At 42.7% G+C, this 19509-nt stretch carries 18 protein-coding genes and 3 pseudogenes; all 21 read left to right on the forward strand.

Annotated features, from left to right (window positions below):
- The first annotated feature begins 27 nt into the window (after positions 1–27).
- Positions 28–936, forward strand: a complete 909-nt coding sequence (locus D8790_RS04800) for a LysR family transcriptional regulator (RefSeq protein ID WP_125387768.1) — start codon at positions 28–30, stop codon at positions 934–936.
- The gene (gene lspA / locus D8790_RS04805) at positions 933–1400 is read left to right on the forward strand and encodes a signal peptidase II (RefSeq protein WP_125387769.1); all 468 of its coding nucleotides are present in this window, start codon (positions 933–935) and stop codon (positions 1398–1400) included. The genes D8790_RS04800 and lspA overlap by 4 nt, the downstream gene beginning before the upstream one ends.
- Positions 1384–2286, forward strand: coding sequence for an RluA family pseudouridine synthase (locus tag D8790_RS04810; protein ID WP_062006099.1), 903 nt, complete (start codon positions 1384–1386; stop codon positions 2284–2286). Before lspA ends, D8790_RS04810 begins: the two co-directional genes overlap by 17 nt.
- Positions 2287–2409: 123 nt before the next feature.
- Entirely contained in the window at positions 2410–4233 is a 1824-nt protein-coding gene (lepA, locus tag D8790_RS04815; protein ID WP_125387770.1) for a translation elongation factor 4, read from the forward strand.
- A gap of 170 nt (positions 4234–4403) precedes the next feature.
- Positions 4404–5048 (forward strand): hypothetical protein, encoded by a 645-nt coding sequence (locus tag D8790_RS04820; RefSeq protein WP_125387771.1) that lies wholly within the window; start codon positions 4404–4406, stop codon positions 5046–5048.
- A gap of 94 nt (positions 5049–5142) precedes the next feature.
- A complete protein-coding gene (locus tag D8790_RS04825; protein WP_002904626.1) occupies positions 5143–5637 on the forward strand; it encodes a YkgJ family cysteine cluster protein in 495 nt (164 codons plus the stop codon).
- Between the two features lie 86 nt (positions 5638–5723).
- Entirely contained in the window at positions 5724–6557 is an 834-nt protein-coding gene (locus D8790_RS04830; RefSeq protein WP_125387772.1) for an AraC family transcriptional regulator, read from the forward strand.
- A 576-nt stretch (positions 6558–7133) separates the two neighbouring features.
- Positions 7134–7889 carry a hypothetical protein gene (locus tag D8790_RS04835; protein WP_125387773.1) on the forward strand — a complete coding sequence of 252 codons (756 nt, stop codon included), beginning with the start codon at positions 7134–7136 and terminating at the stop codon, positions 7887–7889.
- A 317-nt stretch (positions 7890–8206) separates the two neighbouring features.
- Entirely contained in the window at positions 8207–8893 is a 687-nt protein-coding gene (gene pynA / locus D8790_RS04840) for a pyrimidine 5'-nucleotidase PynA (protein ID WP_125387774.1), read from the forward strand.
- Positions 8894–9020: 127 nt separating this feature from the next.
- A complete protein-coding gene (gene rpsP, locus D8790_RS04845) occupies positions 9021–9293 on the forward strand; it encodes a 30S ribosomal protein S16 (RefSeq protein ID WP_005590447.1) in 273 nt (90 codons plus the stop codon).
- A gap of 19 nt (positions 9294–9312) precedes the next feature.
- Entirely contained in the window at positions 9313–9552 is a 240-nt protein-coding gene (gene kphA / locus D8790_RS04850) for an RNA-binding protein KphA (protein ID WP_005590445.1), read from the forward strand.
- A 261-nt stretch (positions 9553–9813) separates the two neighbouring features.
- A pseudogene (locus D8790_RS04855) lies at positions 9814–10364 on the forward strand (putative immunity protein).
- Positions 10361–11710 (forward strand): TrkH family potassium uptake protein, encoded by a 1350-nt coding sequence (locus tag D8790_RS04860; RefSeq protein WP_125387775.1) that lies wholly within the window; start codon positions 10361–10363, stop codon positions 11708–11710. The pseudogene D8790_RS04855 and the gene D8790_RS04860 overlap by 4 nt, the downstream one beginning before the upstream one ends.
- A gap of 10 nt (positions 11711–11720) precedes the next feature.
- Positions 11721–12386 (forward strand): potassium channel family protein, encoded by a 666-nt coding sequence (locus D8790_RS04865; protein WP_125387776.1) that lies wholly within the window; start codon positions 11721–11723, stop codon positions 12384–12386.
- Between the two features lie 158 nt (positions 12387–12544).
- The gene (locus tag D8790_RS04870; protein WP_125370468.1) at positions 12545–13099 is read left to right on the forward strand and encodes a GNAT family N-acetyltransferase; all 555 of its coding nucleotides are present in this window, start codon (positions 12545–12547) and stop codon (positions 13097–13099) included.
- A gap of 75 nt (positions 13100–13174) precedes the next feature.
- Positions 13175–13537, forward strand: a complete 363-nt coding sequence (locus D8790_RS04875; protein WP_125387777.1) for a TIGR02328 family protein — start codon at positions 13175–13177, stop codon at positions 13535–13537.
- A 94-nt stretch (positions 13538–13631) separates the two neighbouring features.
- Positions 13632–14150 carry a ribosome maturation factor RimM gene (gene rimM / locus D8790_RS04880; RefSeq protein WP_125387778.1) on the forward strand — a complete coding sequence of 173 codons (519 nt, stop codon included), beginning with the start codon at positions 13632–13634 and terminating at the stop codon, positions 14148–14150.
- The gene (trmD, locus tag D8790_RS04885) at positions 14140–14871 is read left to right on the forward strand and encodes a tRNA (guanosine(37)-N1)-methyltransferase TrmD (RefSeq protein ID WP_005590438.1); all 732 of its coding nucleotides are present in this window, start codon (positions 14140–14142) and stop codon (positions 14869–14871) included. The genes rimM and trmD overlap by 11 nt, the downstream gene beginning before the upstream one ends.
- 260 nt (positions 14872–15131) lie before the next feature.
- Complete coding sequence (locus D8790_RS04890; protein ID WP_125387779.1) at positions 15132–16064, forward strand: metal ABC transporter solute-binding protein, Zn/Mn family; 933 nt, start codon at positions 15132–15134, stop codon at positions 16062–16064.
- An 8-nt stretch (positions 16065–16072) separates the two neighbouring features.
- Positions 16073–17290: pseudogene (locus D8790_RS11070) on the forward strand (pneumococcal-type histidine triad protein); the annotation flags it as partial.
- Positions 17291–17386: 96 nt separating this feature from the next.
- A pseudogene (locus tag D8790_RS11075) lies at positions 17387–18661 on the forward strand (pneumococcal-type histidine triad protein); the annotation flags it as partial.
- Positions 18662–19509 lie beyond the last annotated feature (848 nt).

A 19509-nucleotide genomic window follows, 5' to 3' on the forward strand; every position in this document is an offset into this window, starting at 1 on the left:
TAGGAGTATTTATAAAAGGAAAAAGATATGAATATTCAACAATTGCGTTATGTAGTGGCTATTGCCAACAGCGGAACTTTCCGCGAAGCAGCAGAAAAGATGTATGTCAGCCAGCCTAGCCTATCTATCGCGGTGCGAGATTTGGAAAAGGAGCTGGGATTTAAGATTTTCCGCCGGACCAGTAGCGGAACCTTTCTGACTCGGCGGGGCATGGAATTTTACGAGAGAGCTCAAGAATTGGTCAAAGGCTTCGATGTTTTTCAAAATCAGTATGCTAATCCTGAAGAGGAAAAGGATGAATTTTCCATTGCCAGTCAGCACTATGACTTTTTACCACCTTTGATAACAGAGTTTTCTCAGCGCTATCCTGACTACAAGAATTTCCGGATTTTCGAGTCGACAACCGTGCAGATTTTGGATGAAGTAGCCCAAGGCCATAGTGAGATTGGGATTATTTATCTCAATAATCAGAATAGTAAGGGCATTATGCAGCGGGTGGAGAAGCTCGGCTTGGAGGTCATTGAGCTAATTCCTTTCCAAACCCACATTTATTTGCGGGAAGATCATCCTCTGGCTCAAAAGGAAGAGTTGGTCATGGAGGACTTGGCAGATTTGCCGACGGTTCGCTTCACACAGGAAAAGGATGAGTACCTCTATTATTCAGAGAATTTTGTTGATACCAGCGCTAGTTCCCAGATGTTTAATGTGACGGATCGAGCTACGCTGAATGGGATTTTGGAGCGGACGGATGCTTACGCGACTGGATCTGGCTTTTTGGATAGCAACAGTGTAAATGGAATCACTGTCATCAAACTACGAGACAATTTAGACAATCACATGGTTTATGTCAAGAGGGAAGATGTGGAGCTGAGTCAGGTCGGAGAAGCCTTTGTAGCCGTTATGAAAGAATATTTTGCACAGAAAAGAGAAGTATGAAACGAAAGATTACCATTCCTTTTTTAGTTGTTCTTTTGATTGCTCTTGATCAGGCAGTCAAGTATTATATTGTTTCCAATTTTTCTTTGGGGCAAGTCAGAAAGTTTATTCCTAAGATTGTCAGTTTGACCTACTTGCGAAATACTGGTGCAGCCTTTTCTATCTTGGAAAATCAGCAGTGGTTTTTCGCTCTGATAACTTGTATCGTGATTGGAGTTGCCGTTTGGTATTTGATTAAAAATATCCAAGCTTCTAAGTGGATGCTGACGGGACTCATTCTAATTATTGCTGGTGGCTTGGGCAATTTCATTGATCGGATCCAGCAAGGATTTGTAGTGGATATGTTCCAGCTAGATTTTGTCAATTTTGCTATTTTTAACGTAGCGGATATGTACCTGACTGTTGGAGTAGCGATTTTATTACTGGTGATGTTGAAGGAAGAAACAAATGGAATTGAAAATTGATGCAGCAGCCGCAGGCCTGCGTTTGGACAAGGCAGTGGCGGACTTGACGGAGCTATCCCGTGGTTTAGCCAATGAACAGATAAAAAATGGCCAGATTTTGGTCAATGGAGAGGCAAAAAAAGCCAAGTATGCCGTCAAAGAAGGTGATGTCATTTCCTATGAAGTGCCTGAGCCAGAGGTGGTTGAGTATGTGGCAGAGGATCTTCCGCTAGAGATTGTCTATCAGGATGAGGATGTTGCCGTCGTCAACAAGCCGCAAGGCATGGTGGTTCACCCGTCAGCTGGACATACCAGCGGTACTCTGGTCAATGCTCTCATGTACCACATCAAAGACCTTTCTGGCATCAATGGTGTGCTGCGCCCGGGAATTGTCCATCGGATTGATAAGGATACTTCTGGTCTATTGATGATTGCCAAGAATGACCAGGCCCATCTAGCACTTGCAGATGAGCTTAAGGATAAGAAATCCTTGCGTAAATACTGGGCGATTGTCCATGGAAATCTCCCTAACGACCGCGGAGTGATTGAGGCGCCGATTGGTCGTAGTGAAAAAGACCGTAAGAAACAGGCGGTTACAGCCAAGGGAAAACCCGCTCTGACACGTTTCCAAGTCTTGGAACGTTTTGGGGACTATACCTTGGTTGAGTTGCAGCTGGAGACTGGGCGGACGCATCAAATACGTGTTCACATGGCTTATATCGGTCATCCAGTCGCTGGCGATGAGGTCTATGGACCACGTAAGACCCTGAAGGGCCATGGTCAATTTTTGCACGCGCGAACACTGGGCTTCACCCATCCTCGGACTGGCGAAGTGTTGGAATTTACGGCTGAAGCGCCAGCTATTTTCCTAGAAACTCTTGAAAAACTCAGAAAAGCCCATGACTAATCATCTCCGAATGTATGAGACTCTAGATAAATGGAAAATTAAGTCGACTGTCTTGGTTACAGTCGTTTTTATTTTCGAAAAATCATGATATAATAAATAGAATACCCTAAAAGGAAGAGAAAAATGAAGTTAGAAGATTTGAAAAAACGTCAGGAGAAAATCCGCAATTTCTCCATCATTGCCCACATTGACCATGGGAAATCAACCTTGGCCGACCGGATTTTGGAGGCGACAGAAACGGTTTCCAGTCGGGAAATGCAGGCTCAACTCTTGGACAGCATGGACTTGGAACGGGAGCGTGGCATCACCATTAAGCTTAATGCCATCGAGCTCAATTATACTGCCAAGGACGGCGAAACCTATATCTTCCACCTCATTGACACGCCGGGACACGTGGACTTTACCTATGAAGTTTCGCGTTCTCTAGCGGCCTGCGAAGGGGCGATTTTGGTCGTGGATGCTGCTCAGGGGATTGAGGCTCAGACCTTGGCCAATGTCTACCTAGCATTGGACAATGACTTGGAGATCTTGCCAGTTCTCAACAAGATTGACTTGCCAGCTGCGGATCCTGAGCGGGTGCGGGCAGAGATTGAAGACGTGATTGGGTTGGATGCTAGCGAAGCAGTACTGGCTTCTGCCAAGGCTGGTATCGGAATTGAAGAAATTTTAGAGCAGATTGTGGAAAAAGTTCCAGCTCCGACTGGAAATGTAGAAGCACCACTCAAGGCCTTAATATTTGACTCAGTCTATGACGCCTATCGTGGGGTAATTCTGCAAGTGCGGGTTATGGACGGTGTGGTCAAGCCGGGAGACACCATTCAGCTCATGAGCAATGGCAAGACCTTTGATGTGACTGAGGTCGGCATCTTTACGCCTAAGGCTATTGGACGTGATTTCCTGGCGACAGGGGATGTTGGCTATATCGCAGCTTCTATCAAAACGGTGCAGGATACTCGGGTAGGGGATACAGTGACCTTGGCCGACAATCCAGCATCTGAGCCCCTGAACGGCTATAAGCAGATGAATCCTATGGTCTTCGCTGGTCTCTATCCGATTGAGTCCAATAAATACAATGACCTACGCGAAGCACTCGAAAAGCTCCAGCTAAACGATGCCAGTCTGCAATTTGAACCAGAAACGTCACAAGCACTAGGATTTGGATTCCGTTGTGGTTTCTTGGGCTTGCTGCATATGGATGTTATTCAGGAGCGCTTGGAGCGTGAGTTTAATATTGATCTGATCATGACAGCGCCGTCTGTTATCTATAAGGTTAATCTGACAGATGGTGAAGCTATTGATGTCTCTAATCCGAGTGAGTTTCCGGATCCGACCAAGATTGATTCCATCGAGGAGCCTTATGTCAAGGCGCAGATTATGGTGCCGCAGGAATTTGTCGGAGCTGTGATGGAGTTGGCTCAGCGCAAGCGGGGTGACTTTGTGACCATGGACTATATTGATGACAATCGTGTCAATGTTATCTATCAAATTCCACTTGCCGAAATTGTCTTTGACTTCTTTGACAAGCTCAAGTCCTCTACTCGTGGCTATGCTAGCTTTGACTACGAAATCTCTGAGTATCTCTCATCCAAGCTGGTTAAGATGGATATTCTCCTCAATGGCGACAAAGTCGATGCTCTTAGCTTTATCGTTCACAAGGAATTCGCCTATGAGCGTGGTAAGCTGATTGTTGATAAGCTCAAGAAAATCATTCCTCGTCAGCAGTTTGAGGTACCAATCCAAGCAGCCATTGGCCACAAGATTGTAGCTCGGACTGACATCAAGGCCTTGCGTAAGAATGTCTTGGCCAAGTGTTATGGTGGTGACGTTTCTCGGAAGCGCAAACTTCTAGAAAAACAAAAAGCCGGTAAAAAACGGATGAAAGCTATCGGATCTGTCGAAGTCCCACAAGAGGCCTTCCTCAGCGTCCTGAGTATGGATGAGGAATAAAGTTGACTTTGAACGCCTGGACTCAGCATTACAAAGCAAATAAAAACAGTGGATCTGTTCCTAAAAATAAGATAGGGAAGCAATCTTGAAAAGTTGATGTTATCTATAATGTTTCGATAGTTGGAAATCTAGATGGTTCGGGCTCATGTAGTCTAAAAAGGAGATTTGTTATGGCAAAAAAGTATTTTCTAAGTTTCTTGGCAGTTTTGGTTGGTCTGTCTCTGGCTTCTTGTGGCCTTATTAAAAATTATGGTAATCGGAAATCGTCTACTTCTAGTAGTACAACTAGTCAAGTTTCTCAAAAAGATAGCAGTAAATCTGATAAAGCTAGTGATAAAGATATTTCCACTACAACCGAGACTAAACGCATTGGCTCGGCTGATTACGGTTATATCGATATTCCAAGTAATTGGATCAAGTTCACCGACCTAGATGGTGGTGACAGCGTTCAGTTCACGGATGGCTCAGCTTATAATATCGTTACCATGAATGGCTATACTAGAGAAAAAGCTCATGTCCAAGATGGAGAAACTTTCAATGCTGAGTTAATTGCCCAGCGACTAGCCTATAGTTGGAATGATAATAAAGATGTAGAAAAAATGTGGGGAGCAAAATCCACTGTTTCTGGCAATGAAGCTTTCCAACTGAATGTAATTATGAAATCAGGGCAGTTAGTGGTTTCTTGGGTTTTCCAAAAAGATGACAAAGTGTATTTGATCTCTTTTGAAGGCGACCGAAAAACTCTGGCTTCTGTCATCTCATATATAGAAGAAACATGGAGCCTTGATGAAAAAGGGCCAGCTAACAATATTTAGTACAAATAAAATGAGGTCTACCTGAAAGTAGGTCTCATTTTTGTAAGATTTATGATATAATGCTAACGAAAATCAACTGATTAGAAAGTAGTTTATGACTCAAGAAATCGACCTTGAAAAATACCATCAGCTAGCCCTACAAAAGCAGAAAGAGCACCGAAAGTTTTTAGCCAGTCTCAAGAAAAAGCCACCAAAAAACCTCGATAAGATTGCCCAACAAATCCATGATGAGGTCTTTGAGGAGATTGACTGTACAGCCTGTGCCAATTGCTGTAAGACGCTGGGACCAGACTTTAAGGAAGCCGATATTGTCCGTATTGCCAAGTATTTTAAGATGAAGCTGCCAGCTTTTGAAGAGGAGTTTCTGCAGGTGGATGAAGACGGTGACAAGGTTTTCAAGGCTATGCCTTGTCCTTTTTTAGGTGGAGACAATCTCTGCTCGATTTACGATGTCCGTCCCAAGGCCTGCCGTGAGTTTCCCCATACAGACCGCAAAAAGATTCATCAGATTAATCATCTGACAATCAAAAATACCCTGACCTGTCCAGCAGCCTATCTCTTTGTGGAGAAGCTGCGGGATAGGTTGTAAAAAGTCCTCCTCTAAATCTTGTACAAAAATTCTAGGGCAGAAGTATCTGAGATCTGTTAGACTATAGTCAAGAGGTGAAAAAGAATATGATGCATCAATTCAATCGAACCATGGAATNTCTGGAAAGTAAGCTGGACGCAGAAGTGGATTTGCAGCAATTCAAGGAGCTATCGGGCTATTCTTATGCTCTCTTTAGCAGGCTCTTTTCTATTCTAGCAGATATGACTTTAGCAGAATACTTGCGCAATCGCAGGCTGTCAGAAGCTGTGACAGACTTGCAGGAAAGCTCTGAGAAAGTCATTGAAATAGCGATGAAATACGGCTATGAGTCTGCGGATGCCTTTAGCGCAGCCTTTAAGAAATTCCATGGGGCAACTCCCTCAGAAGTTCGAAATGGAAAACCTTATCGGGTCTTTCCTAAACTTCAATTATCCTTAAAGATTACAGGAGGAAAGAACATGGATATCAAGATTCAAAAGAAACCTGCTTTTACTGTTGCAGGCGTCCTATTGGAAGCTATTGACAATAGCCAGTGCCCGTCTGTATGGGAACAGCTCTATGCCAATCACAGCTTTGAAAGCCTGGAAAGTCTGGGCAGTGGCCAATCCTTTGGCATCTGCTCGGATGTCAAAGAAGGCGAAGTCATCAACTATATGGCCGCTTATGATGTGACGGATAAAGCTAAAGCAGAAGAACTAGGTCTGTCAATCAAGGAAATCGCAGAAGCTGAATATGCCATCGTACCAGTCAGGGGGGCTATACCAGCCAGCATCCACCATGCTTGGAAATATGTTTTGGAAGTCTTTTTCTCAGAAACAGGTTATCACCACTCAGGAGCACCAGATTTTGAAGTCTACACCGAGGGTGATATGTACTCTCCAGACTACCAAATGGAACTCTGGATTCCAGTAGTGAAATAGATTAGAAATCAGCCGTTCATTTTTGAGGGGCTGGTTTTTTTGTGGCTTGTGGTATAATGTCCGCACTTTACTTAGCAGTACTAATTTTTATATATATAGATTGAGTCTCAGATCGCTCTTTTAAATATCAGCAATACATATGACTTTGAATAACTCGCTTCAACTCATCATTTTATGGGTAATTTTAAAAATATATTTTGCAATGATTGTTTCATGCTTAATTAGGTAAATTAGCCATTCTTCGAGCGGTCGTATTTATATTTTCATCGTTTGAGGGAAGATCTTACCGTTTTCAAATCGATGGTTAAGTCGATATATTTTTCCTTCTCAAATATTTTCCAAATCATTTAATCTTTTTAAAGATAAGAACCACTTTCTAATTAATCAAAGACTACTTCAAATTTTTCAACTCTTGATAACATGAGAAAACCTCCGTAAAATGATTCAATTTATCATAACAAAAAAATACCGGAAAAACACCATATTATATTGGTATGTGTCTGGTGTTGGATGAAATTGACTTTCGAAAACATTAACTATATAATGTCTGTAAACAAGAAATAATGAGGTAACGATATGAATAAAACAGAATTACTGTTACAAAGACTAGATGATATTGGTCAGTCTCTAAAAGATTCTAGACAAGCACTAGCTTTGCTGGCACTTGGTTCTTGCGGAGCAGAAAGAGAACGATTGGATCAGTACTCAGATTTGGACTTCTTTGTTATAGTAAAAGATGGCTACAAGCATGCCTATATCCAGGACCTAACCTGGTTAAGTAAGCTAGAACCAATTGCATTTCACTACCAAAATACAGTGGATGGACATAAAGTTCTATTTGAAGATGATGTTTTTTGTGAATTTGCTGTCTTTGAAGCTCATGAACTAGTAAACATTCCCTTCGCTGAAGGCAAGATTATCTGGAAGGAGGTCTGTTTTGATGGAACAATCTGCCAACCACAAAGATTGCCATCAAAAGAAAATAGAGACCGTGAATGGCTGTTGGGAGAAATTTTATGCAATCTATATATAGGACTAGGTCGCTATCAACGAGGCGAAAAATTAGCTGCTTATGATTTCATCCAAAACAGATCCGTCAAGCTTTGGACTGAATTAATCAATTTGGAAAAAACTTCTAAATCTGATTTTATAGATATTTTTAACAGCAACAGACGATTTGAAAAAGGTTATCCAAATGAGGCCAAACAATTACCCTACTTTTTGCAAGGTTACGAACGAATCTCTGAATCTGCTCAGGCACTCCTAGAATATCTTGATAAACACTATTCTCTTAACGCATTTATAAAAGAAAAAATTCGCAATTTATTATAATAGAGACTTTCCAAAAGATGACCTAAATCCCAAAAGTTAGATATCTTTGTCAACTGTAGTGGATTAATGAAATTTTAAAATCTGTAGAGGATAATTGACGTCCTCTCCTTTTTTATGTTCAGAGTGAGAAAGATTCATTTCTTAAAGTTGCCAAAGTTAAAAAATCCAAAGGTTGGTATTTGATTGGTTTAATTAGAGCCTAAAAAGCGCCTTTGAGGTTACTTTTTTAGTTGAGCTTAGAGGTTACTTTGGTTATTGGACTGCTAGGTACAGTATGATATAATAAACCTACTACAGTTATAGAAAGGATTCCAACCTTGTCATACAAATTTCTACTTTTCGACCTTGACCATACGTTGCTGGATTTTGATACGGCAGAAGATATCGCCCTGACGCAGTTTTTGGAAGAGCAGGGCGTGACGGAGATCCAGACCTACAAAGACTATTATATTCCCATGAATAAGGGGCTTTGGCGGGATTTGGAACAGGGGAAAATCACCAAGCCGGAGCTGGTCAATACGCGCTTTTCTCGTCTTTTTGCTCATTTTGGTATTGAGAAGGATGGCGCCGAGCTGGCCCTTCTCTATCAGCAGCATATTGCTCAGCAAGGACAAACCTACGCTGGTGCTAGCGAGCTTTTGGACAGTCTGACAGCAGCTGACTATGAGATTTACGGGGCGACCAATGGTATCACGGCTATTCAGACTGGCCGCATGGCCCATTCCGACATTTCTCCTTATTTTAATCACATTTTCATCTCGGAAAAGATGGGGACTCAGAAGCCTGAGGCTTTGTTTTATGAAAAAATAGCAGAGCAGATACCGGATTTTGACCTGTCTCAGACTTTGATGATTGGAGATTCCTTGACTGCAGATATTTCAGGCGCTAATAATGCAGGTATGGACTCTCTCTGGTACAATCCCAAGAAGCTGATTAACAATAGCAGTGCGCAGCCGACTTATACGGTATCCTCCTATGAAGAAATTAAAAAATTGCTGCTTTGAAAAAAATTCTTGAGCCTGTCAAGAAAAAAACTTGACAGCTGTTTTTAATCTGCTATAATAGAACATGTGCTAAATAGCTCAGCTATTTCACCGAAATAAAAAATAAGAAAAGAGAGAAATTTTAAAAATGGCAGTAAAAATCCGTTTGACTCGTATGGGTTCTAAGAAAAAACCTTTCTACCGTATCAACGTTGCAGACTCACGTTCACCACGTGACGGACGTTTCATCGAAACAGTTGGAACTTACAACCCACTTGTTGAAGAAAACCAAGTGACTTTGAAAGAAGATCGCGTTCTTGCATGGTTGGCTGATGGAGCTCAACCTTCAGATACAGTTCGCAACATCCTTTCAAAAGCTGGTGTTTTGAAGAAATTCCACGATTCAAAATACTCTAAATAATAGAAGTGCAGGTTGATATATGGACACGATTGAAAATCTCATTATTGCGATAGTGAAACCTTTGATTTCACAGCCAGATGCCTTAACTATCAAGATTGAAGATACACCTGAGTTTTTAGAGTATCATCTTGATCTTGATCCAAGCGATGTTGGACGTGTGATCGGTCGTAAAGGTCGTACTATCTCCGCTATAAGGACGATTGTTTACTCTGTCCCAACCGAGTACAAAAAAGTTCGCATCGTTATTGATGAGAAATAAGAAGCAGCGGGGCCATGTGTCCCGTTTTTCTATGGCCCTTAATGAAACAAGCCGTTAGGCGCAGTTGAATTTAGGGCCATTGATGCAGTTCGAGCTCCGCGAGAACTACGTTCCTCATTTTCCTTACTTGCAACAAGCCGTTAGGCGTAGTTGAATTTAGGGCCATTGATGTAGCTTGAGATCCGCGAGAACTTGACACTTCATTTAAGAGAAGAATGAAATGCAGGGGCGAGTTTAGAGAAATCCGAAATCGGAGGACATATGAAGCCAGAAGAGTATGCTTGGAACGTTCATGAGCGCAAGTGTTATGAGAATGATCAAGTGATTTTACCGAGCTCTTACAAGCTGAAAATTCTAGATGATGGTGAGAAGAGATTGGAATTGGAGCTTGTTTTGGAGCAACTTCCTCAGGGGAAACTGGCTCGATGGCTATGAAAATGGCGTCAAGCTTTATACCGCTGATAGATATGGAAGATGAGTTTGAAAAGCAGAAGATTTTGACTCAAGTAAGAGAGGTTTTTCAGGCTCGACTTGATGGGAGGGCATCTGCCTATGAACTAAGGAAGGCTGGTTTCTTGGCTAATAAACTGTCTCAGCAAGCTCAATCACAAATCGGTAAATATGCTGCGCGTGTCTTTGCCCAGGCAGTCGCAACAGCCCATATGCGGGGACATGCTATTGTCGCAGCGGATTATGCCATCAAAGTCAGAAACTTGCAGAGTCCAGATGATTTACAGCTGGCTATCAAGGAAAGAGGAGGGCAGATAGAGCTAGCCTCTGCATTTATTAGATCAGGAAAGGAAACTTTATGAAGCATTTATTTTCACGCTTGTCACCAGCGCAAAAGATTATCTTGTCTTTTCTTCTGGTGATATTCTGTGGTTCCTTGCTACTCAGTCTGCCTTGGGTGCAGACGGCAAGTTCCCAAGCGGGCTATCTGGATCATCTTTTTACAGCTGTCTCCATGGTCTGTGTGACAGGGCTTTTTACTCGATCGGTTGTAGATACATACAATGTCTGGGGGCAGTTCCTTTGTATGCTGTTGATTCAGATTGGTGGCTTGGGAATCCTGACCTTTATCGGATTTTTCACCATGGAAAGTCGGAAAAAGCTCAGCCTCAAGGATCGCCGCATTCTGCGAGATAGTTTTAGTTATGGGCACAATCGTACCTTAGGTCAATTTGTCCGTTCGATTTTTATCACGACTTTTACTATCGAAGGACTGGGCGCTCTCCTTCTCATGATTCACTTCATTCCTAAGTTTGGCTTGGGAAAAGGGATTTTTAATTCTATCTTTTTAGCCGTTTCTGCATTTTGTAATGCAGGATTTGATAATTTTGGCAATGATAGCCTACTAGGCTTGCAGACAGATGTTTTGGTTAATATCACCTTGGCTCTCCTCATCATTACTGGCGGACTTGGTTTTATGGTCTGGTTTGACTTGGCTACTAAATTAGGAGGAAAACAGAAGGGACTGCACTTTCATACTAAGGTAGTCTTGCTTCTGACTGCTGGTCTCCTCGTTTTTGGGACGGTTGCGAGTCTTTGGACGGAGTATAATAATCCTGGAACGATTGGCAATCTTTCCTTTGGCGATAAGCTATTGGTCAGCTTTTTCCAGACAGTCAGTATGAGGACAGCTGGCTTTGCTTCCATAGATTATACGGCTGCTCGTCCAGTAACCCTGTTTATCTATCTGCTCCAGATGTTTTTAGGAGGAGCTCCGGGTGGTACAGCAGGTGGTCTGAAAATTACGACCTTCTTAGTTCTTTTGCTTTTCGCTCGTAAGGAGATTTTGGGCTTGCCACATACTAATCTCGGTCGGAGAACACTGGCTCCTCAGCTGGTGCAGAAGGCTTTTGGTGTGACAGTGATTTTTCAGCTGACATTTCTGCTTGGTCTTTTGGCTCTTGGGCTAGTGACCGATAGCAGTCATCGTTTTATTTACCTGATATTTGAGACTGTGTCGGCACTGGCTACAGTTGGTGTGACAGCCAATATCACTACCAGCCTCAATACAGCTGGTATGGTTGTGATTATGTTGCTGATGTTTATTGGACGGGTGGGGCCGCTGACTCTTATGGTCAGTCTTAACCATTATCAACCGAAGAAGGCGACTACCTTGCACTACAGCAAGGCGGACATTATGATTGGATAGGAGAAAAGAAATGGCAAATCAAACAGTTGGAATCCTTGGCTTGGGGATTTTTGGACAGAGTATTATTGAGGCCTTGATTTCTCAGGATGTAGAAATCATTGCAATTGATAATCACGAAGAGACAATCAATCAATATGAAGACATGATTGCCGTCGGTGTGATCGGGGACATTACTGATATGGAACTTTTGGAGGCGGCAGACGTTGGTTCCTGTGATACGGTCGTCGTGGCGACTGGAGAAAGTCTGGAATCCAGTGTTCTAGCGGTCATGCACTGTAAGGCATTGGGCGTTAAAAATGTCATTGCCAAAGTCAAGGATGAAGTAACCCAGCAGGTACTGGAAAAGGTGGGAGCTGATTTGGTTATCCTGCCTGAAGTGGAGGCTGGTATTTCATTGGCCAAGACCATTCTCTTTAACCATTCGATTGAGGTTTTCCAGCTGGATGACGATGTAGTGGTGGCTGAGTTTGAACTGCCTGCTAGCTGGGTCGGGAAAACGGTCCGTGAAGTAGATGCTCGTAGGCTGTATCATCTCAATATTATCGGCTATCGTCTGACAAAAAATCAGCCTTTGGAAAGCCAGTTTACTCCAGACTTTGTCTGGTCAGAAGGAGTCAGCATTATGGCTGTGACTGATAACCAGCATTTGGACGATTTACGTGAAATAGTGAAGTAGTAGCTAGGAGTCCAATCGGGACCAACTGTCGGTAGTTCTTAGGAACTCGGCACCTTACTATCATTTCAGAAAAATAAATACATAAGAGCTCTTCTAGGGCTCTTTTTTGAAACCAGTTGCAAAATTTGTTATACTATCACTAGAAAAGGAGTGATTTTATGAGCTTAACCAGCCAGATCATTACAGCAGATTTTCCAGATTTGGATAAGGTAGAAGCCTTGAATAATGAGGCTTTCCCAGAAGAGGAAAGGATACCGCTCAGTGAATTTTTACGATATGAGGAACAGGAAGATGCTAATTTTTTCGCCTTTTATCATGAAAAGGAGTTTGTTGGTTTTGCCTTCGCCATTTCCAACGCGCAAGCCTTTTATGTTAGTTTCTTTGCGATTATGCCTCACCTGCGCAGCCATGGCTATGGCGGTGAAATCATTGAAAAGCTGGTCAATTTCTATCAGCGAACCATGATTTTAGAAATCGAGCGTCTAGATGAGCCATGTGACAATCTTGAACAGCGTCAAGCTCGCTGGGATTTTTATCAGAGCAAGGGATTCCGGTCAGCCAATGCCTTTCTGGAATATGAGGATCTTAGCTTTGAAATCCTTTATCGAGGGGAGTCTTTTGACGAAGAAGCCTATCGGGACATTTTCCACCGACTTCAGGAAGAGAATTATTTCGACTTTGAAATCAAACATAGACGTTTCAGCGATTATTAAAAGGATGTTCTCTGGAGCTCAATGGCGATTTGGAGCAATAAAAGATTGCTTTGTTTTTACTAAAAGGAGGTTAGAATGAGACTCTGGCATCAAGCACTGATTCCCAAGCTTCCCCGTCCGCAACTACTTGGCCAGCATCGGGAATGCTGCGCCCTTCGTGGCAATGGCTGGGGTAAGAAACATGCGACCGTTGACTATGTTTTTGCTCACTCTCCTTACTTGCTTTATCGCTACCATGAGCTGATTATGGAGGAGATGAGCAAGCGAGGTTATCGTGTGTCCCCAGAGTGGCTGGAGCGGGACTATCGTGGCAAGACTTGTCTAGCCTATGTGCATCTGGAAGAAGTGGCTGTGGCGAGTCCTATTTACTCCGAGCATGATGCGGCTTACTATGAGGAATGCCTGCAAAATCTCAAAGAAAAAGGCATTGACTTATAAGCTTTTCCGCTGTCTGAGCCAGCTGCCTGCCTTGAGAAAAAGCCAGCAAAATGATACAATAAAACGAATAGTAAAAAGATTAACTGGAGTAAAAATGAATTATTTTAATGTTGGTAAAATCGTCAATACCCAAGGTTTGCAAGGCGAGATGCGGGTTTTATCAGTGACAGATTTTGCGGAAGAGCGTTTTAAAAAAGGCAATAAATTGGCTCTTTTCGATAAGAAAGACCAGTTTGTTATGGATGTGGAGATTGCCAGCCACCGCAAGGCCAAGAACTTTGATATTATCAAGTTCAAGGGCATGTATCATATCAATGACATCGAGAAATTTCGTGACTTTAGTCTGAAAGTAGCCGAAGAAGACTTGGCTGATTTGGAAGATGGCGAATTTTACTACCATGAGATTATCGACCTTGAAGTCTATGAAAATGATGTTCTGCTAGGTACGATTAAGGAGATTCTCCAGCCAGGAGCCAATGATGTCTGGGTGGTCAAGCGTAAAGGTAAGCGTGATTTGCTGCTGCCTTACATTCCGCCAGTAGTGTTAGGCATTGACATCGAGCAAGGTCGGGTTGATGTAGAGATACCGGAAGGACTGGATGATGAAGATTGATATTTTGACCCTCTTTCCAGAGATGTTTGCGCCTTTGGAGCACTCGATTGTGGGTAAGGCGCGAGAAAAAGGACTCTTGGAAATCAACTACCATAATTTTCGAGAAAATGCGGAAAAATCTCGGCATGTGGATGACGAGCCCTACGGTGGCGGTCAGGGCATGCTGCTGCGGGCTCAGCCAATTTTTGATGCCTATGATGCCATTGAAAAGAAGCAGCCGCGTGTGATTTTGCTGGATCCTGCTGGTCGGACTTTTGACCAAGCCTATGCTGAGGAGCTGGCCAAGGAAGAGGAACTCATCTTCATCTGCGGTCACTATGAGGGGTATGATGAGCGGATCAAGACCTTGGTGACGGACGAGATTTCGCTGGGTGACTATGTGCTGACCGGAGGAGAATTGGCGGCTATGACCATGATTGATGCGACAGTTCGCCTGATTCCAGAGGTTATTGGCAAGGAAGTCAGTCACACGGACGACAGCTTTTCGTCTGGACTCTTGGAATATCCTCAGTACACTCGTCCCTATGACTATCGCGGCATGGTTGTTCCGGAAGTTCTCATGAGTGGGCACCATGAGAATATCCGAAAGTGGCGTCTTTATGAAAGTCTGAAAAAAACCTATGAGCGTCGTCCGGACTTGTTGGAAAACTATGAATGTACAGCCGAAGAAGCCAAAATGTTGGAAGAAATTCGAGCCAATAGTAGGGATAGTGAACACTAGTCCTTTCTATAAAAATAGCAAAATTTAGATATCGATTTCTCAAAGCCACGTTTGTGGCTTTTTTAATTGGATGAAGGGATGGAAAATTTTTGAAAAAATTCAAACATCCTTCTTGACAGAAAAAATAAAAAGGAGTATTATCTTAACTAGTTAATAAACCAGTTAACAAAAGAGACTATTTTTGAAAGCAATTCTTGGCAAAGAATGTTTTGAAAATAGTTCTTTCTTTGAATGATTGCTAAACTGGTTAAGGAGTTAAAATGAAAATCAAAAAAGTTTTGATAGCTTTAAGTCTAGTCTTGCTGGGGCTTGGCCTTGCCGCTTGTAGTAAAAAGGAAGCAAGCGGTGCTGGTAGCAAACGCGGGCTCAATATTGTCACGAGTTTTTACCCGATTTATTCGATGGTCAAAGAAGTCTCAGGAGATTTGAACGATGTACGGATGATTCAGTCAGGCGCAGGAATTCATGAATTTGAGCCATCAGCCAGTGATGTAGCGGCTATTTATGAAGCAGATGCCTTTGTGTATCATTCTCGGACTTTGGAGTCTTGGGCCGGTAGTCTGGATCCTAGTTTACAAAAGTCTAAAGTAGCGGTCGTAGAAGCCAGCAACGGGATGCAGTTGGATAAGGTATCCGGCTTAGAAGAAGTGTCTGCTGAGGAAGGGATTGATGAAAAGACCCTCTATGATCCACATACTTGGCTGGATCCTGAAAAAGTGGCAGAAGAGGCGCAACTCATCGCTCAAGAATTGTCCAAGCTAGATAGTAAAAATGCGGATACCTATCAGAAAAATGCTCAAAAATTTGCAGAGAAGGCAAAGGCCCTGAGCCAAAAATATCAAGGAGTCTTTAGTGGGCTAGATGAAAAAACTTTCGTGACCCAGCATACAGCTTTCTCTTATCTAGCCAAGCGTTTCGGTCTCAAGCAACTAGGGATTTCAGGAATTTCGCCAGACCAAGAGCCTAGTCCAAGGCAGTTGACCGAGATACAAGACTTTATCAAGACCTATAAAGTCAAGACGATTTTTGTCGAGAGCAATGCTTCCTCTAAGTTGGCTGAGACCTTGAAGAAGGCAACAGGAGTCAACCTAAAGGTGCTAAATCCTCTCGAAGCAGATCCTGAAAATGACAAGACCTATCTTGAAAATTTAGAAGATAATTTAGAAATTTTAGCGAAAGAATTAAAACAATGAGGTGATGTATGAAAAAGAAATATATTATTAGTTCAGTTGCGGCACTAGCTACACTAGGTGTGTGCGGTTATGCGATCATGCAGTATCAAGCAGATAAGCCACAAGAACAAGCAACAAATCGAGTGGCTTATGTAGAAAAGAAATCTGCAAATAAGCAGGACAATAAATCTCAAAAAGCCGAGAAATTGACGCCTGAGCAGATTCAGGCCAAAGAAGGCATTACTGCTGAGCAGATCGTTGTCAAGATTACGGATCAAGGCTATGTGACTTCACATGGCGATCACTATCATTACTATAATGGCAAGGTTCCCTTTGATGCAATTCTTAGTGAAGAGTTGATTATGCGGGATCCAAATTATCAATTGCAGGAATCAGATATTGTCAACCAAGTGAAAGATGGCTATATTATCAAGGTTGCAGGCAAATATTACCTATATCTGACCAATGCCAAAGAAACCAGCAATGTCCGTTCAGTTGATGAAATCGCACAGCAAAGACAAATTCATCCTAGCAAGGAAGAAGGCGAAGGCGGGTCAGAAGCTAAATCGAGTCAAACCGTTAGCAGAAAAACGCAAGATTTCAGTCGTCCAAGTGCCGCTTATGCTGCAGGAAAGAGAACCTATCAAGCAGAAGGTACTGCATCGAGTCGGAGCAATGGCGCTTATACAACAGATGACGGCTATGTTTTCAGTCCATCTGATGTGATTTCGGATACAGGAGATGGCTTCCTTGTGCCACATGGCGGTCATATGCATTATATTCCTAAAAGTGATCTGTCGCCAGGTGAGTTAGCGGCTGCCCAAGCCTACTGGGATTCCTTGCAGCGAGGCAAGCAAGCAGCTAGTCCAGCTGAAAATCCTAATACAGGAGGAGAAGCTTCTGCTCCTACAGCTAAAGCATCGGAAAATCAACATGCAGGAACTGCGACTAAGCCAGCGCATCAAGCTGATAAGGGACAGACTGCTAAGCCAGCTCAACCGTCCAAACCTGCCCAATCAGACGCTGGGCACGGAACCAAACCAGCTGAAAAAGCAGAAGATGCACCATCAAGTTACCAAACCTTACTTGAGAAACTCTACCATACACCAAAAGAAAAACGCTATGTTGAAAAAGATGGTCTTGTCTTTGATCCAAGTAAAATCGTTAGACGGACCGCAGAAGGAGTAGCCATTCCGCATGGAAATCACTACCACTTTATCCCTTACAGCAAACTGTCTGCCCTAGAAGAAGAAATAGCTCGGAACATTCCTGTTGCTGGTCAGCAGACTTATCCTAAGGCTGCTGCAAGTACACCAAGTCAGCCAGCCAAACCAGCTGATAAAGACGAGCACGACCATGGTTTCCATGCTGAACATGTCATCTCAAAAGATGAGGAAGGTTACGTTGTCCAACACGGCGGCCATGCACATTATTTCTTTAAAAAAGATTTGACCAAAGATCAGATTGCAGCTGCAGAAGCCAACCTGGCTAAGCACAAAGATTCAAGTCAGTCCAGTCAAGTCAGCACAGAATATGACCGTTTTTCTCGTGACGCAAGTGACGAAGAGAAAATCGCTTATATTTCCAAGACTTATGGCGTACCGCGTGAAGCGATTAAGATTTCAAAAGGCTTCTTTGTCTTTAATAATCCAGATCAAGACTACGATCCGACACATATCCATCCATACGCTGTTCGAAAAGAGCACGTTCGGATTCCTCTAGAAACTGGAAATCCAGAGCTGGACTTCCTGAACGAGCTTTATACAACAGCCCTGCGTTCAGGTCTGTCTCCATACAGTATTCAGGTGGAAAATGGTCAGTTTGTCATTCCGCATGGCGATCACAACCACTACATCCGTGTCCAATCCAAAGGATTGAATCTAGGTTTGAAGAACAAAATCCCAGCTTTGCAATCAGCTTATCAAGCAGGGGCATATGATGAAAAAGCCGTTCTTGAAAAGGTGGATGCCCTCTTGGCAGCTAGCCGAACCATTTATGATAAAGATCTGCTCATGCAGCGTCGAATTGAGCTAGCTCTCGGTAATTTTGTAGAAACCATGAAGCAATTGCCAAGCAACTCAACAGAGGGATATTTGGCAAGCCTAAATCAATTTGATAAGCACTACATTCATGTTGATGAAAAAGCGAAAACGGCAGAGCTGACAGAAGTTGATAAAAAATATCAAGAATTGGTTGACAAGATCAAACGTTTGGAAACAGACAGCTACAATGTGAATAAAACCAGCTTGCTCAGTGAATTGCAGACAGCTAAGGTAGAAAAAAATGAAGCTAAGATGGCTGAGATTGAGCAGCTATTGGCAAGTCTGCAAGATTATCAAGACCGGACAGGAGTGACCTCCGTTGAGTACCTCAAAGCTTTCTATCTCGCAGTTGATGATGCTCGTTTGCAGCCAGAACTTCGTAAGAAAGTTGCTGATTTGACGCTCAAACTTTATAAGTCTCAAGCCTTTATCGAAGCGGTCGATCTGAAAGCTCTTTTCTTGGAACTCTATCAAACTAAGCTCGAAGTTGATAAGGCTCTGGCAAGTGGCGAGGCTGCTTCAGCCAAGGATAAAACGGTTCTGGATACCGAAAAACTGGACGACCACAGTTATAAGACGGCTATCTATGGTTTCTTGAAAGAATTGTATGGAGAATTTGCACCGCAGCCTACAGAGGAAATCTCAGAAGCAACTCTCCAAGCTCTCTTCCAAAAAGGTAAAGAACTTTTGGAAAAAGTAACGGATTCGACTCTGCAAGAAAATTATCAAAAGCAACTCGCAGCACTTGGTACTGATTTGCAAGAAGGTCGCAAAGATAGAGAAACAATCTTAGCAGAAACGAAAACGCTCTTGACTCAAATCGTTGAAACCTTAAAAGAACAGCAGGCATCTGCAGCGCTCAAGGATAAAGAGATCTATCTTAAAATTTACAATTTGCTGATGTCCGCCCACAAGATGCTTGAGGAACAACAGGGGACAGATGAGCAATTTGCCAAGGTAGATGCTCTATTGGATAAATTATCCGATCCGAGTGTGGACAAAGCAGCCTTGCTAGCTGAAGCAGAAGCGTTCTTTAATCAGCTTCAAGCCAACAAGCCTGCTCCGACTGAAGCTAAAACTGAGACGGAGGCCAGTCCGGCTGAGGAGACTAAAAAAGAAACACCTAGCGAGGCTCCTAAAGAGACAGTGGAAGAGTCAAGTTCACCAGCCACTCCTGAAGTAGAAAAATCAAATTCAGCAGCTCCTTCAGAAAAAGAGGCTGAAAATCAAGTGACATCAGAAGCAAATAAGCAGTAAAGAAATTTTTTCTAAATAAATGGAATAAGGAGCGGAAGAGGCGAAAAATGCTTTAAATCCGCTCTATTTCTATATTCTTAGGATGGAGCGTTCGATTTTTGTCATAAAATTGTAATAGAATTTCTATTTAAATGATATGGTTTTGACTGGTTTAACCAGTCATTTTA

Origin of the sequence: Streptococcus cristatus (genome assembly GCF_003943535.1) — a bacterium.
Lineage (GTDB): Bacteria > Bacillota > Bacilli > Lactobacillales > Streptococcaceae > Streptococcus > Streptococcus cristatus_L.

Coding starts and splice junctions, on each gene's coding strand:
- D8790_RS04800 (WP_125387768.1), top strand. CDS start 28: ATGAATATTCAACAATTGCGTTATGTAGTGGCTATTGCCAACAGCGGA.
- lspA (WP_125387769.1), top strand. CDS start 933: ATGAAACGAAAGATTACCATTCCTTTTTTAGTTGTTCTTTTGATTGCT.
- D8790_RS04810 (WP_062006099.1), top strand. CDS start 1,384: ATGGAATTGAAAATTGATGCAGCAGCCGCAGGCCTGCGTTTGGACAAG.
- lepA (WP_125387770.1), top strand. CDS start 2,410: ATGAAGTTAGAAGATTTGAAAAAACGTCAGGAGAAAATCCGCAATTTC.
- D8790_RS04820 (WP_125387771.1), top strand. CDS start 4,404: ATGGCAAAAAAGTATTTTCTAAGTTTCTTGGCAGTTTTGGTTGGTCTG.
- D8790_RS04825 (WP_002904626.1), top strand. CDS start 5,143: ATGACTCAAGAAATCGACCTTGAAAAATACCATCAGCTAGCCCTACAA.
- D8790_RS04835 (WP_125387773.1), top strand. CDS start 7,134: ATGAATAAAACAGAATTACTGTTACAAAGACTAGATGATATTGGTCAG.
- rpsP (WP_005590447.1), top strand. CDS start 9,021: ATGGCAGTAAAAATCCGTTTGACTCGTATGGGTTCTAAGAAAAAACCT.
- kphA (WP_005590445.1), top strand. CDS start 9,313: ATGGACACGATTGAAAATCTCATTATTGCGATAGTGAAACCTTTGATT.
- D8790_RS04860 (WP_125387775.1), top strand. CDS start 10,361: ATGAAGCATTTATTTTCACGCTTGTCACCAGCGCAAAAGATTATCTTG.
- D8790_RS04865 (WP_125387776.1), top strand. CDS start 11,721: ATGGCAAATCAAACAGTTGGAATCCTTGGCTTGGGGATTTTTGGACAG.
- D8790_RS04870 (WP_125370468.1), top strand. CDS start 12,545: ATGAGCTTAACCAGCCAGATCATTACAGCAGATTTTCCAGATTTGGAT.
- D8790_RS04875 (WP_125387777.1), top strand. CDS start 13,175: ATGAGACTCTGGCATCAAGCACTGATTCCCAAGCTTCCCCGTCCGCAA.
- rimM (WP_125387778.1), top strand. CDS start 13,632: ATGAATTATTTTAATGTTGGTAAAATCGTCAATACCCAAGGTTTGCAA.
- trmD (WP_005590438.1), top strand. CDS start 14,140: ATGAAGATTGATATTTTGACCCTCTTTCCAGAGATGTTTGCGCCTTTG.
- D8790_RS04890 (WP_125387779.1), top strand. CDS start 15,132: ATGAAAATCAAAAAAGTTTTGATAGCTTTAAGTCTAGTCTTGCTGGGG.